Here is a 13,846-nt window from a genome sequence, read left to right on the forward strand (position 1 = left end):
TCCGGTCCATCTCACATCCTGGCACAGCCGTCCGGGCGTCCTGTTCGTCGCTACGTCCGAAGTTCGGGAGCGCGACTGTCGGAGTTCCACCGACCCGCCGGGCGTTCCCGCGAGAACATCAGCCGGCGGGAGTGGGCTCCGGGAGCCGACCGTCGGACAGGCGTTCTACCGTCGTTTCACGTTGCCGGATCGAGGAACCGGGTACGGGGATGACGAACACCGACAGACGCGGCGCCGGCAGACCGGACCGGGCAGGACCGGCATCTGGCGGTGCTGCATGTCGATCCGGAGGTATCGGCCACGTCGTCGCGACGATGTTCACCCGACTCGCCGCCTGATCCTGCCCACTAGGATCAACACCATGGAACTGGAGCACCGTTTCGATCTTCCCGTCGGTATCGACACCGCCTGGGCGACGCTGATGGACATCGAGAAGGTCGGTCCGTGTTTCCCCGGCGCGAACCTCGATTCGGTGCAGGGCGACTCGTTCTCCGGATCGGTGAAGCTCAAGATGGGCCCGGTCCGGCTGACGTACACCGGCCAGGCCCGCGTCGTCGAGCGGGACGACCGGGCGCACACTGCCTCGATCGAGGCGACCGGCGACGAGAGCGCGGCCACCAAGGCCGCCATGTACGTCACCGCGACGGCCAGCGAGTTGTCCGCCACCCGAACCCAGGTCGACCTGGTCACCACCCTGTCGCTGACCGGCCGGCCGGCCGAGTTCGGCCGGCCGATGATGGTCGAGGTCGGGAACCGGCTGGTCAGCCAGTTCGCCGATTGTGTGTCGAACAAGCTGGTCGGCCGGGGCACCGGCGGCGCGAAGCTGATCGATGTGGAGAACCCGGACGAGATCGCGGCCGAGCGGGAGCGGGCGCTGGCCGCCGAGGCCACCGCGGTGCGGCGGATCCCCGGCGGAGCAACGGATTCGGCCTACCACCGACCGTCCGACCGCGCCGACGCCCTGCTGACGAAGGTGCTGCCGGCAGTGTTGGTCGCACTCGCTGCCGTCCTGCTGCGCAAACTGATCAAGAAGTAGGCCCCACTCGCGGGGGCTGCGAGGTCGATGAGGAGAACCGGAACATGCCCGAGGATCACGAAACCACCATCGCCGAAGTGAACGAGTCCGACGCGAAGTGCCCGGTTGCGCCCGGGCGCGCCGCCTATCCCAGCGAGGGCGGCGGCAACCACGACTGGTGGCCCAACCGACTGAACGTCAAGATGCTGGCGGTCAACTCGCCGGTGGTGAACCCGCTGGGGGCGGAGTTCAGTTACCCGGAAGCGTTCTCCGGCATCGACTTCGCCGCGCTCAAGCGGGACATCGAGGAGGTACTGACCACTCCGCAGGCCTGGTGGCCACCGGACTTCGGTCACTACGGCCCGCTGATGGTCCGGATGGCCTGGCATTCGGCCGGCACCTACCGCGTCGAGGACGGCCGCGGGGGCGCCGGATCGGGGCAGCAGCGCTTCGCCCCGCTGAACAGCTGGCCGGACAACGTGCTGCTGGACCGGGCGCGCCGGGTGCTGTGGCCGGTCAAGAAGAAGTACGGACGCAGCCTGTCCTGGGGCGATCTGATGGTGCTGGCCGGCAACGTCGCGATGGAATCCATGGGGTTCGAGACCTTCGGCTTCGGTGGTGGCCGGGTCGATGCCTGGGAGAGCGACGAGAACGTCTACTGGGGCCCGGAACGGACGTGGCTGGGCGACGAGCGGTACTCCGGTGACCGGGAGTTGGCCAAACCGTATGCCGCCACCCAGATGGGGCTGATCTATGTGAACCCCGAGGGTCCGGACGGCCGTCCGGACCCGCTGGCCGCAGCGCTCGACATCCGCGAGACGTTCGGTCGGATGGCGATGAACGACGAGGAGACGGTGGCGCTGATCGCCGGCGGCCATACCTTCGGCAAGACCCACGGCGCGGCGGACCCGGAGAAGTACGTCGGCCCGGAGCCGGAGGCGGCGCCGATGCAGCAGCTGGGCATCGGCTGGAAGGGCTCCTACGGCACCGGCAAGGGCCGCGACACCATCGGCAGCGGGCTCGAGGTCACCTGGACGACCACCCCGACCCGGTGGGACAACAGCTTTTTCGAGATCCTGTTCGGCTACGAATGGGAGCTGACGAAGAGCCCGGCCGGCGCCCATCAGTGGGTGGCCAAGGACGGCGCCGGCGCGAACACCTTCCCCGATCCGCAGGACGGCACGCTGAACCGGCCGCCGACCATGCTGACCACCGACCTGTCACTGCGCTTCGACGCCATCTACGGGCCGATCTCCCAGCGGTTCCTCGAGCACCCTGACGAGTTCGCCGACGCCTACGCGCGGGCCTGGTTCAAACTCACCCACCGCGACATGGGACCGATCGCCCGGTACCTCGGCCCCGAGGTGCCCGCAGAGCCGCTGATCTGGCAGGACCCGTTGCCAGCCGTCGATCACGACATCGTCGACGGGCAGGACGTCGCCGCGCTCAAGCAGCGCGTCGGCGAGTCCGGGCTGACGGTCGCGCAGTTGGTCTCCACCGCCTGGGCATCGGCGTCCACGTTCCGCGGCACCGACAAGCGCGGTGGCGCCAACGGCGCCCGGATCCGGCTGCAGCCGCAGGTCGGGTGGGAGGTCAATCGGCCGGAGCAGCTGGCCGGGGTGCTGCGGGCACTTGAAGGGATCCAGAGATCCTTCAACGAGGCGCAGAGCGGCGGCAAGCAGGTGTCGCTGGCCGACCTGATCGTGCTGGCCGGCTGCGTCGGCGTCGAGCAGGCGGCTCACGCCGCGGGATACCAGGTGTCCGTCCCGTTCACCCCCGGCCGGGTGGATGCCACCGCGGAGTCGACCGATGTGGAGTCCTTCGAGTTCCTGGAGCCGAAGGCCGACGGGTTCCGCAACTACCTGGGTAAGGGCAACAACCTGCCCGCTGAGTACCTGCTGCTGGATCGCGCCAATCTGCTGACGTTGACCGCGCCACAGCTGACCGTCCTGGTCGGCGGGCTGCGGGTACTGGGTGCGAACTACCAGGACTCGGAGATGGGGGTGTTCACCGATCGGCCGGGCACGCTGACCAACGACTTCTTCGTGAACCTGCTGGACATGGGCACCGAGTGGGTCCCGGCGGATCCGAAACTCGACTACCCGGACGTGTTCTCCGGGCGCGACCTGGCCACCGGCGAACAGCGGTGGACCGCCAGCCGCAACGACCTGGTGTTCGGCTCCAACGCCGAACTGCGGGCAGTGGCCGAGGTCTACGGGGCTGACGACGCCGGCGAGAAGTTCGTGCGCGACTTCGTGGCGGCCTGGGACAAGGTGATGAACCTGGACCGGTTCGACCTCGCCCGGCGCTGAGCGACGTCCGGCAGGAGAGCGGCGGTTCGCCGGCGGCGAACACCGCCGCCGGACCGCCGATCCCGTTCTAAGCTGCGGACATGTCCGCGACCGACCCCGGATCCGACACCGCCCGGCCGACCGTCGTCCCGTTCCGTCGTCCCGCGCCCGCAGCACCACCGACGCGACCGCCCCGACCGGCCGAGCAGGAGCCGATCTGGCGCGAATTGGCCGGCAGGGTGTTGCGGGACGAACGGAACCGCCAGCACCGCACGCTCGGTCAGGTCGCCGAGCGGGCCGGTATCTCGCCGCAGTACCTGTCCGAGGTGGAACGCGGCCGCAAGGAGCCGTCGTCGGAGATGCTCGCCTCGATCTGCGGCGCGCTCGGGCTGACACTCGGCGATCTGCTCGGCGGTGGGCTGCAGTTCATCCGCCTCGGCGCGGCCAGCGGTTTCGGCCCGCCCATCCGGCCGACCGGCCCGGTCTTGATGGCGGCCGGTTACTGAGCCAGGGCGAACGCCAACGAGCCGATCGCCGTCACCGCTTCCCTGGAGTCGTCTTCCTGATAACCCCGGGTGCACACCGCGACGATCAAGGCGTCCGGGCCCGGCTCGCCGATGAACGCCACGTCGTGCCGGATCGCATCCACCGAGCCGGATTTGCTGCCCCACGGCACGCCGTCCGGTAGCTCCTTGGTGATCGCCGGGTACTCCTGGCGGGACAGCATGTCGATCGCCCAGCCGGTCCACTGCGGTCCGGCGAGCCGGCCGGACACCAGCGCGCCCATCAGCGCCGCCAGGTCGCCGGCGGTGGTGAGGTTGCCGCCGCCCGGCCCGTGCGCGGCCGCTGCGGCGAAGTCACCGAACTTGCGGCTCACCTTGCTGGCCGTCGCACCGGCGTCGGCGAACACCGCGTTCACCGCGTCGAAACCGATCAGCTCGTACAGCAGGTTGGTCGCCTCGTTCGAGGACACCACGACCATCCGCTCCACCACCTCGGCCAACGGCATCGGTGCACCCGACGGCGCCATCCCGTGGTCGACGTCGTCCGGCACCAGCCGGTAGTCCGGGGTACCGGCGATGTCGCTGACGAAGGTGTCCCGGCTGATCAACGGCTGGTCGAGGCTCACCTCACCGGTCTCCAGCAGCCGGCCGACCGCCGCGAGCACCGCGAGTTTCACCGTGCTCGCCGGGTAGAACACGTCGTCCGCGAGCCGCTCGGCCAGCACCTCGCCGGACGCCCGGGCGACCCGGAAGGCGACCACCGGGGCGCCGTCACTGTAGGTGGATCGAATCGACATCAGGATTCCTTTCCGGCACTGCGCAGCACATCGGCACTGCGCAGCACATCGGCACTGCGCAGCACATCGGCACTGCGCAGCACGTCGGCGAAAGCGGTGATCAAGATTCGCGCCTGCTGCTCGTTGACGGCGGCGTCGGCCCGACCGCCGGCGAGCACCTCGGCCGGGTCGTAGCCGTCCGCGGCCAGCGATTCGGCGCTCCAGCTGGTCATCCGCTCGGCCTGCGCCTCCGGATGGAACTGCAGACCCCAGGCACAGTCGCCGATCCGGAACGCCTGCACGCGGCACTCGTCGCTGCTGGCCAGCAGGGTGGCCGCCGGCGGCAACCCGGTGATGCTGTCCCGATGGTTCTGGATCATCCGCAGCGTGTGGTGCGGCGCGAGCGGACCGAACAGCGGATCATCGGCGGCGGCAGGCAACAGGTCGACCGGGCACGAGCCGCGTTCGATCTCACCGGAGTCGGCGGTCACCTCGCCCCCGGAGACGAGCGCCAGCAACTGGCCACCCAGGCAGATCCCGAGCGTCGGGACACGTTGGGCCACAGCATGTTCGGCCAGCAACCGCTCCACCGGCAGCCACGGCGCGCGGTCGTCGGCGTTCGGCATGAAGCCGCCACCCAACATCACCAGGGCGCTCACGTCGGCCAGCAGAGATCCGATTTCTCCGGCCGGCACGTCCAACAACCGCTCGCCCGGCAGTACCGTCACGTCGATCCCGGCGTCGGTCAGCCACTGCTCCAGCCGCCCGGGTCCGCTGCTGTCGGCGTTGCGGATGACGAGCACCCGCGACGCGGGTTCCGTCCGAGGAAATTCAGTCATGCCCTACCGCCTCACTGGTGACGTCGGCGGCGAAGTGGCAGGCCGCCAGGTGTCCAGATGCCTCCTGCTGTTCCAGTTCCGGCTGGACGGTGCTGCACACCGACGGGACGCCGGTGCCATCACCGCCTTCGCGCCCGGCCACGATCGGCGCCAGCCAGCACCGGGTGTGGAAACGGCAGCCGGACGGCGGCGCCGCGGGCGATGGCACCTCGCCCTCCAGCACAATGGGCCGGCGGGTGTCGCGCAGCGTCGGATCGGGCAGTGGCACCGCCGACATCAGCGCGCGCGAGTACGGATGACGGGTCTGCTCGAAGACCTGGACATCGGTGCCGGTTTCCGCCGTCCGACCCAGATACATCACTGCGACCTGATCCGCGATGTGCCGCACCACCGACAAGTCGTGCGCGATGAACAGGTAGGCAAGGCCCAGCTCGTCCTGCAGTTTCTCCAGCAGGTTGATCACCTGACCCTGGATCGACACGTCCAGCGCCGACACCGGCTCGTCGCAGATCAGGATCCTCGGTTTGACCGCGAGGGCCCTGGCGATGCCGATCCGTTGCCGCTGCCCGCCGGAGAACTGGTGCGGGTAGCGGTTCAGGTGATCGGGGTTCAGGCCGACCAGGTCGAGCAGTTCCCGGACCGCCTTCGTCCGGGCGCCCTTCGGGGCAGCATCCGGGTGGATGGCGAAGGCCTCGCCGACGATCTCGCCGACCGACATCCGCGGGTTCAGCGAGGTGTACGGGTCCTGGAAGATCAACTGGATGGTACGACGCAGCCGACGCCGTTCGGCACGTTTCATCCCGGAGACGTCGACGCCCTCCACCAGGATCCGGCCGCTGGTCGGTGCCTCGACGCCGACCAGCAGCTTGGCCAGCGTCGACTTGCCGGAGCCCGATTCACCGACCAGACCGAGGGTCTGCCCGCGGCGCAGCGTCAGCGACACCCCGTCCACCGCCCGGACCTGGCCGACGGTGCGTTTGAACACCACACCGCGGCGCACCGGGTAGTACTTGACCAGATCGTCGACCTGGAGCAACACGTCACCCTCGGAACCATCAGGCATCGGTCATCACCTCCTGTGCGAAGTGACAGGCCGCCGACCGGCCGCCGGGCAGTTCGACCACCGGCGGTGGCGCGCCGGTCCGGCAGACGTCTTCGGCGCGCTCGCAACGCGGATGGAAGGGGCAGCCGGCCGGCACCGCCAGCAGGTCCGGCGGCCGCCCGGGGATCACCTCGAGCTCGCCGCCCTTGCGGTCCAGCCGCGGGATCGACTGCAACAGCGCCTTGGTGTACGGGTGGGCCGGCGATCCGTAGGCCTCCAGCACCGGCGCCTGCTCGACCGCCCGGCCGGCGTACATCACCGTCACCTGGTCGGCGACCGTGGCCACCACCCCGAGATCGTGGGTGATCAGGATCAGCCCCATCTGGCGTTCCGCCTGGATCTCGGCCAGCAGGGTCATGATCTGGGCCTGCACGGTGACGTCGAGCGCAGTCGTCGGTTCGTCGGCGATCAGCACCTCCGGGTCCATCGCCAGCGCCATCGCGATCATCACCCGCTGCCGCATGCCGCCGGAGAACTGGTGCGGGTACTCGCTCACCCGCTGCCTGGCGGCCGGCACCTTGACCATGTCCAGCAGCTCGATCGCCCGCGTCCTGGCCTGCCGCCGGGAGAAGCCGTGCCGCGCGCGCAGCGCCTCGGTGAGCTGCCAGCCGACGGTGTACACCGGGTTCAGCGCGGCCAGTGCGTCCTGGAACACCATCCCGATGTGCTCGCCGCAGTAGGCGCGGTGCTGCTTGCGACTCATGGTCAGCAGCTCGGTGCCGTTGAACCGGATGCTGCCGCCGGCGATGCGGGCCGGCGGCGACTGCAGCAGCCCCATCACGGCCAGCGAGCTGACACTCTTGCCACTGCCGGACTCGCCGACGATGGCCAACGTGCGTCCGGCGTCGACGGAGTAGGTCAGCCCGTCGACGGCACGCACCACCCCGTCGGCGGTGCTGAACTCGACCACCAGGTCGGTCACCGTGAGCAGGGGTGCTGCCGCAGCAGCTGGCGAGGGAGAGGTCACTGCGATCACTTGAGCTTCGGGTCGAGGGCGTCGCGCAGTGCGTCACCGAGGATGACGAACGCCAGCACGGTCAACACGAGACACCCGAGCGGGAACAGCAGCAGGTATTGGGAACCGGCGGCGAAACGCTCGGAGCCGTTGCTGATCAGGATCCCCCAGCTGACGGCCGGCGGACGCACCCCGATACCGAGGAACGCCAGCACCGCCTCGGTGCCGATCACCCCGGCGATCGCGGTCGGGACCAGCGCGGTGACGGTACCGATGGCGTTCGGCAGCACGTGCCGGACCATGATCCGCAGGTCGGAGGCGCCGAGCACCCTGGCGGCCACCACATAGTCGAGGTTCTTGGTCTCCAACACGTTCGCCCGGACGTACCGGGTGTAGCCCATCCAGCCGAACAAGGTCAGCACCAGCGCCGGCTGCAGGATGCTGCCGAGCACCCCACTGGTCTCCGCGCCGTGGAACAACGACAGCAGCAGCAGCGCCGCCAGCAGCAGCGGGATCACCAGGAACACCTCGACCGCCCGGGAGATGATGGTGTCCACCCAGCCCAGGTAGAAGCCGGCCAAGGTGCCGAGGGTCACCCCGATCAGCACCGACAGGCCGACCACGATGAAGGCCAGTAGCAGCGACGGCCGGGCCCCGTAGACAACGCCGGCCAGCATGTCGCAGCCGGTGATGTCGGTGCCGAACGGGTGCGCGCCGCCGAATCCCTGCGGCGGGATGCCGGAGTCGGCGATGTCGCAGTGCTGTGGGTCCTGCGAGGTGAACAGCTTCGGGAACAGCGCCACCACCAGGAAGAACAGCGCGACCAGCGCCGCGATGATCACCTCGGGACGACGCCGCAGGGTGCGGAAGGCGTCCCCCCAGATCGAACCGCCGCCGCGGCCCTCCTCGGGATTCTGCTCCTCGGTGATCAACACCTGAACGGTCTGGTCACTCATAGGGCCCCCTTCCGCTCGTCCCTCGCGAAGGTGACCCAGCCGGCAACATGATTCGCTCGCATGCGCTCACTCATAACGAATCCTCGGGTCGAGGGCGGCGTAGAGCAGGTCGACCAGGATCATCACCACGATGGTGACGATGGCCAAGAGCGTCACGATGCCGATGATCAGCGACACGTCGCTGTCCCGCACCGCGTTCCACAGCAGGCCACCCATGCCGTAGATGTTCATCACGCCCTCGGTGATCACCGCGCCGGCCAACGCCTCGGTGAAGACGATGCCGACCGCAGTGGCGACCGGGATGGACGAGTTCCGCACGATGTGGAACACCCGGACGTGCCGCTCGGACAGACCCTTGGACCGGGCGGCCCGGACATGGTCGGAGTTGTAGTTCTCCAGCTGGGCGGCCCGGACCAGCCGGATGAACGCGGCCGACCCGGCCAGGCCGAGCAGGATGCCGGGAATGATCACGGTGATCATCGGGTGGTCGGAGTCGAACGACGGCTTGAACAGCAACGCGATGAAGCTGTCCGACCCGAACTGCTTCTTGGCCCAGGTGTACACCGGAACGGTGATCACGTAGCGGTAGACCAGCAGCATGACGAATACCGGCAGCGCGTCGATCATCACCGAGAAACCGCGGATGCCGTGATCGACGACCTTGCCCCGGCGGCGCGCCGCGGTCGACCCGAGGAACATCCCGACGACCAGCCAGGTCGCGGTCACCACCAGGAACAGCCGGAAGCTGTTCGGTGCCGCTGTTGCGACGATAGAGGTGATCTCGCGGCCGCGCAGGTTGGTGCCGAAGTCGCCGCTCAGGTAGTCCTTGAGCCGGTTGACGAACGGCCCGAAACACGGATTGCCCAGCTGGTTGTAGCACGGGTCGTCAAGGCCGAACCGGGCCGAAACGGCGGACAGCTGAGCCTGGGTGGGAACCCGGTCGCCGAAGAACGCCAGCGCCGGATTGCCGTTGAGCTGAATGGCGAAGGTGGTGAGCAGGTGCAGCAGGAAGATCACCAGGAACAACGTCAGAATCCCCTGCAGCACCCGCCGCAGGACGTATCGACCCACCCGTCAGCCCCTGATCGGGGCTGACGGGTGGACCGGTGCCGGGCGCCTGGTCACTCGTTGATCGTCAGCAGGCGCAGCTTGACCGCACCACTGAACGGGTCGAGCACCACGTTGCTGAGCCGCTCGCTGTAGAACGCGACGTTCTGCGAGAAGCTGATCGGGGCGGACGGGAAGTCGGCAGCCAGGATCTTCTCGGCGTCCTGGTACTTCTTGACCGCTTCGTCCAACGTCGGGGCAGCGTCGCCCGCCTTGATCGCGTCGGTGAATTTCTGGTTGTAGTAGCCGAGGCTGGTGTTGCCAACCTTCGGGTCGTTGCTTCCGTAGGGCCCGGACAGGTAGTTCTCGTTCAGCGGGTAGTCCGGGAACCAGTTCGACCGCATGATGCCGGTGAATTCACGCGCGGCCCGGCGCTTGAAGAAGTCCGGGGACGGATCCAGCTGGTACGGGATGCCCAGGTTCAGCTGGATCGAGTCGCCGATCGCCTTGAAGTACTGCACCGTCGTCTCGTCCATGCCGAGGTGGATGGTCAGCTTCTTGCCGGCCGGCCAGCCGCCGGCCTTGGCCAGCGCGGCCTTGGCGGCCGCCGGGTCGAACTTGCACCACTCACAGGTGCCGGCAACGCCGCCGGGCACGCCGTCGGGGACGACCCAGCTGTCGGCCGCAACGGCCTGGCCCGGCAGGATCTTGTCGATGATGGTCTTACGGTCGATGGCCATCGAGATCGCTTTACGGAATTCAAGGTTGTTGAACGGCGCGCCCAGGTACAGCGGGAAACCGATGTAGGTGAGAGCGGCACCGGGGCCGGTCACCTTGCGAGACGACAGGTCCGGATCGGCGTTGGCCGAGGCCCACTGGGCCGGCGGCGGCGAGGACACGTCGATGTCGCCGGCCTGGAAGTCCGGCCACGACGACTTGCCCTTGTACTCGGTCCATTCGATGCCCGCGTAGTTCGGGGTCTCGTTGAGCGTGTAGCCGTCCCACTTGCTGGCGACCAGCTTCTGCCCCTGGTCCCACTCGTCGATCTTGAACGGGCCGTTGCCGATCGGCTTGACCGCACAGGCCGGAATGTCGTCCAAGCAGGCCTTGGCGATCGGGAAGAAGCCGGTATAACCGAGCATGGTGGCGAAGCCGGAGAACGGTGCAGTGAGCGTGACCTGCAGGGTCAGCGGGTCGACGATCTTGAGGCCCGACAGCTCCTTGGCCGTCGGTTCCTTGCTGACGGTGACCTTGCCGTCCTCTTCGTCCCACTCGCCCTGCATGTCGTCGTAGCCGGCGATGCGCTCGAAGAAGTAGTTGTTCTGCATCGCATTCGGGCCGTACGCGGCGTAGTTCCAGGCGCGGGCGAACGCCGCGGCGTCCACCGCCTCGCCGTTCTGGAACTTCAGCCCGTCCTTGATCTTGATGGTCCAGACGGTGTTGTCCTTATTGGTGATGTCCTCGGCCACGTAGTTGTACGGCTTGGTGGTCTTGGGGTCGTAGCGCACCAGGCCGTCATAGACCACATCCAGCACGCTGATGTTGTCGGCGGCGTTCGAGTCCATCGGGAGCAGGGTGGGGGTGTCCTGGCTCAGCACCTCTTTCAGGATTGCGTCGCTGGCCGGCGCGGCGGTGCCACCTTCCGTGCCGCCGGTCGCGGTCTCACCGGCCGAGGTCGTCGGGCCTCCAGCGTCCGAGGTGGCGCTGCCGGCACCTCCCTCCGGCGTGGAACCGCCGGTGCTGCCCTGGTCCGCAGTGGACGAACAGGCGGTCAGCACGACGGAAGCCGCGGCAACGGCCGCGACGAGTCGTCCGAGTTTCACGTTCTACCTCCAGTTGGTGGGCGCCTGGCGCCGGAACCGCCGGAACCGGCGGGGCCTTCGCAGGATCCTGCCCCATCGAAGGGGTCGGATGTAAGTACCGTCACGAGTTCGTAACCAGATTCGGAACAAAATTACGCGACGGAAACCTGCGCCGACGCCGACCGGCTGCGGTGGGTGACCGCTGTCGCCGACGGGAAACTGCAGGTAGAACGGGGCTGACGGGAGACTGCGATTACGCAGCGTGTTCGGCCGACTTCCGTGGATCGATGATCCGGTCCGCAAGGCCGTAGTCGACCGCCTGCGCCGCGGTGAAGATCTTGTCCCGGTCGGTGTCGGCCAGCAGCTTCTCCACCGGCTGCCCGGTGTGCACACTGAGCACCTCGTTCATCTGCTCCCGGACCCGCAGCACCTCCTTCGTCTGCAGCGTCAGGTCGGTGATGGTGCCGCGATGACCGGGGATGGACGGCTGGTGCAGCAGTGCCCTGGCGTGCGGCAGCAGGGCGCGCCTGCCGGCCGTGCCGGCCGCCAGGATCACCGCGGCACCCGAGGCCGCCTGGCCGACACAGGTGGTCGCGATCGGCGACTGGACGAACTGCATGGTGTCGTAGATGGCCATGGTCGCGGACATCGATCCGCCGGGCGAGTTGATGTACAGGCCGATCTCCTGGTCGACCGTCTCGCCGTCCAGATAGAGCAGCTGGGCGACCACGACATTCGCCACGTCGTCGTCGATCTCGGTGCCCAGATAGATGATCCGGCCGGACAGCAAGCGGGAGAACACATCGGTGAACCGCTCGCCGGAGGGCGTGCGTTCCACCACGTTCGGGATCGAGTAATGCCCCATGATCAGTACCCCATTCCGGAATTGCGGCCGGCCGGCCGGATGTCGTCGAGGCTGGAGACGACCCGATCGACGAACCCGTAGTCGCGGGCCTCATCGGCGGTGAACCAGTGGTCGCGGTCGCTGTCGATCGCGATCTGCTCGACGCTCTGACCGGTGAATCGGCTGTTGAGCCCGTTCATCACGTTCTTGGTGTGCTCCAGCGCCGCCGCCTGGATCTCCACGTCGACGGCGGTGCCCTGGACGCCCGCCGATCCCTCGTGCATCAGAATCATGCTGTGCGGCAGCGAGAATCGCTTGCCGGGAGTGCCGGCGGACAGCAGCACCTGGCCCATGCTGGCGGCCAGGCCCATCGCCACCGTCACCACGTCCGGCTTGATGGCGCACATGGTGTCGTAGATGGCCAGCCCGGCCGACACCGAGCCGCCCGGCGAGTTGATCAGGAACAGGATGTCCCGTCGCGGATCCTCCTCGGCGAGCAACAGCAACTGGGCGCAGAGCCGGTTGGCGATCGGGTCGTTCACCTCCTCGCCGAGTTGGATGATGCGCTGGTTCTGCAGCCGGGTGATCAGCTGATCACCGAGCCGGTCCGTCGGTGTCTCGGTTGTCGTCATGGCCTCGACGATGCCCGGCCCGGCCGGCCAGGGGCCAGCGGATCAACTGACAGCGGATCTGCTGAGAGCAGCGAGCACGAGACCTCCGGTGCGAGGATGGCGAAGTGATCGCCACCGAAGCGAAACCCGAGGATCCGCAGCAGGAGTCCAGCGGCAGCACCTTCACCGTGCTGGTCGCGTTCGCCGCGAACCTGATCATCGCGATCGCCAAGTCGATCGCCGCGATGCTCACCTCGTCCGCCTCGCTGGTCGCCGAGGCCGCGCACTCGTGGGCGGACGCCGGCAACGAGGTGTTCCTGCTGATCGCCGACCGCCGGTCGAAGCAGGAGCCGGACGAGACCCATCCGCTCGGGCACGGCCGGGAGACCTACGTCTGGTCGCTGTTCGCGGCGCTCGGGCTGTTCGTCGCCGGGGCAGCGGTGTCCATCACCCACGGCGTCACCGAGCTGCTGGACCCGGAACCGGCCAGCAACTTCGTCATCGGATACATCGTGCTGGCCATCGCGTTCGTCTTCGAGGGACTGTCGCTGCTGCAGAGCCTGCGGCAGGCCCGACGGGAAGCCGGCGAGCTGCACCGGGACGTGATCGAGCACGTGATGCGGACGTCCGACCCGACGCTGCGGGCGGTGGTGTTCGAGGACACCGCGGCGCTGATCGGCCTGCTGATCGCCGGCCTGGCGCTGCTGGCGCACGAACTCACCGGCTCGTCGGTGCCGGACGCCCTCGGATCGATCCTGGTCGGGCTGCTGCTCGGAGTGGTCGCACTGGTGCTGATCAACCGGAACCGACGGTTCCTGGTCGGCGAGATGGCCGACGAACGGACCAGGACGGCGGTGCTGACATCGCTGCTGGAGCAACCGGAGGTCGATCGGGTGACGTACCTGCGCCTGGAGATCGTCGGCCCGCGGATGATCAACGTGGTCGGTGACGTCGACCTGGCCGGCGACGCGCACGAGCACAACGTGGCGATCATGTTGCGGGCCCTGGAGGCCAAGATCGCCAAGTCACCGGCGGTGGTCGGCGCGGTGCTCAGTCTGTCGGCGCCGGACGAGGAGAGCCTGCGGCCGTGAGCTGACTGTCGGCG

General features: G+C 68.3%; 13 protein-coding genes. 4 read left to right on the forward strand and 9 right to left on the reverse strand.

Annotated features, from left to right (window positions below; all coding sequences use genetic code 11):
• The first annotated feature begins 361 nt into the window (after positions 1-361).
• The 3 genes from K340_RS36340 (at position 362) to K340_RS33195 (ending at position 3,812) form a co-directional block, all read left to right on the forward strand.
• Positions 362-1,036, forward strand: coding sequence for an SRPBCC family protein (locus tag K340_RS36340; protein ID WP_051267594.1), 675 nt, complete (start codon positions 362-364; stop codon positions 1,034-1,036).
• Between the two features lie 44 nt (positions 1,037-1,080).
• The gene (katG, locus tag K340_RS0124875) at positions 1,081-3,327 is read left to right on the forward strand and encodes a catalase/peroxidase HPI (protein ID WP_029138683.1); all 2,247 of its coding nucleotides are present in this window, start codon (positions 1,081-1,083) and stop codon (positions 3,325-3,327) included.
• Between the two features lie 80 nt (positions 3,328-3,407).
• Positions 3,408-3,812 carry a helix-turn-helix domain-containing protein gene (locus tag K340_RS33195; RefSeq protein ID WP_051267596.1) on the forward strand — a complete coding sequence of 135 codons (405 nt, stop codon included), beginning with the start codon at positions 3,408-3,410 and terminating at the stop codon, positions 3,810-3,812.
• Here the strand turns inward: K340_RS33195 and K340_RS0124885 are convergent.
• The 9 genes from K340_RS0124885 to K340_RS0124925 all read right to left on the reverse strand — a co-directional run bounded on the left by K340_RS0124885 (position 3,806) and on the right by K340_RS0124925 (position 12,762).
• Entirely contained in the window at positions 3,806-4,606 is an 801-nt protein-coding gene (locus K340_RS0124885) for a serine hydrolase (RefSeq protein WP_037366632.1), read from the reverse strand. The genes K340_RS33195 and K340_RS0124885 overlap by 7 nt on opposite strands.
• Entirely contained in the window at positions 4,606-5,424 is an 819-nt protein-coding gene (locus K340_RS33200; RefSeq protein WP_084614951.1) for a type 1 glutamine amidotransferase, read from the reverse strand. Before K340_RS33200 ends, K340_RS0124885 begins: the two co-directional genes overlap by 1 nt.
• A complete protein-coding gene (locus tag K340_RS0124895; RefSeq protein ID WP_029138685.1) occupies positions 5,417-6,487 on the reverse strand; it encodes an ABC transporter ATP-binding protein in 1,071 nt (356 codons plus the stop codon). Before K340_RS0124895 ends, K340_RS33200 begins: the two co-directional genes overlap by 8 nt.
• Positions 6,480-7,493, reverse strand: a complete 1,014-nt coding sequence (locus tag K340_RS0124900) for an ABC transporter ATP-binding protein (RefSeq protein ID WP_245599715.1) — start codon at positions 7,491-7,493, stop codon at positions 6,480-6,482. The genes K340_RS0124895 and K340_RS0124900 overlap by 8 nt, the downstream gene beginning before the upstream one ends.
• Before the next feature lie 5 nt (positions 7,494-7,498).
• Positions 7,499-8,437, reverse strand: a complete 939-nt coding sequence (locus K340_RS0124905) for an ABC transporter permease (protein ID WP_029138687.1) — start codon at positions 8,435-8,437, stop codon at positions 7,499-7,501.
• Between the two features lie 66 nt (positions 8,438-8,503).
• Entirely contained in the window at positions 8,504-9,508 is a 1,005-nt protein-coding gene (locus K340_RS0124910) for an ABC transporter permease (RefSeq protein ID WP_029138688.1), read from the reverse strand.
• A gap of 50 nt (positions 9,509-9,558) precedes the next feature.
• Positions 9,559-11,307 carry a peptide ABC transporter substrate-binding protein gene (locus K340_RS33205; protein WP_051267600.1) on the reverse strand — a complete coding sequence of 583 codons (1,749 nt, stop codon included), beginning with the start codon at positions 11,305-11,307 and terminating at the stop codon, positions 9,559-9,561.
• A gap of 232 nt (positions 11,308-11,539) precedes the next feature.
• Positions 11,540-12,151 carry a ClpP family protease gene (locus K340_RS0124920; protein ID WP_029138689.1) on the reverse strand — a complete coding sequence of 204 codons (612 nt, stop codon included), beginning with the start codon at positions 12,149-12,151 and terminating at the stop codon, positions 11,540-11,542.
• Between the two features lie 2 nt (positions 12,152-12,153).
• Positions 12,154-12,762 (reverse strand): ClpP family protease, encoded by a 609-nt coding sequence (locus K340_RS0124925; protein ID WP_029138690.1) that lies wholly within the window; start codon positions 12,760-12,762, stop codon positions 12,154-12,156.
• Positions 12,763-12,866: 104 nt separating this feature from the next.
• Here K340_RS0124925 and K340_RS0124930 point away from each other — a divergent pair, with 104 nt between their 5' ends.
• Positions 12,867-13,832 (forward strand): cation diffusion facilitator family transporter, encoded by a 966-nt coding sequence (locus K340_RS0124930; RefSeq protein ID WP_029138691.1) that lies wholly within the window; start codon positions 12,867-12,869, stop codon positions 13,830-13,832.
• Positions 13,833-13,846 lie beyond the last annotated feature (14 nt).

Source organism: Nakamurella lactea DSM 19367, from assembly GCF_000426645.1.
GTDB lineage: Bacteria > Actinomycetota > Actinomycetes > Mycobacteriales > Nakamurellaceae > Nakamurella > Nakamurella lactea.

Coding starts and splice junctions, on each gene's coding strand:
- K340_RS36340 (WP_051267594.1), top strand. CDS start 362: ATGGAACTGGAGCACCGTTTCGATCTTCCCGTCGGTATCGACACCGCC.
- katG (WP_029138683.1), top strand. CDS start 1,081: ATGCCCGAGGATCACGAAACCACCATCGCCGAAGTGAACGAGTCCGAC.
- K340_RS33195 (WP_051267596.1), top strand. CDS start 3,408: ATGTCCGCGACCGACCCCGGATCCGACACCGCCCGGCCGACCGTCGTC.
- K340_RS0124885 (WP_037366632.1), bottom strand. CDS start 4,606: ATGTCGATTCGATCCACCTACAGTGACGGCGCCCCGGTGGTCGCCTTC.
- K340_RS33200 (WP_084614951.1), bottom strand. CDS start 5,424: ATGACTGAATTTCCTCGGACGGAACCCGCGTCGCGGGTGCTCGTCATC.
- K340_RS0124895 (WP_029138685.1), bottom strand. CDS start 6,487: ATGCCTGATGGTTCCGAGGGTGACGTGTTGCTCCAGGTCGACGATCTG.
- K340_RS0124905 (WP_029138687.1), bottom strand. CDS start 8,437: ATGAGTGACCAGACCGTTCAGGTGTTGATCACCGAGGAGCAGAATCCC.
- K340_RS0124920 (WP_029138689.1), bottom strand. CDS start 12,151: ATGGGGCATTACTCGATCCCGAACGTGGTGGAACGCACGCCCTCCGGC.
- K340_RS0124925 (WP_029138690.1), bottom strand. CDS start 12,762: ATGACGACAACCGAGACACCGACGGACCGGCTCGGTGATCAGCTGATC.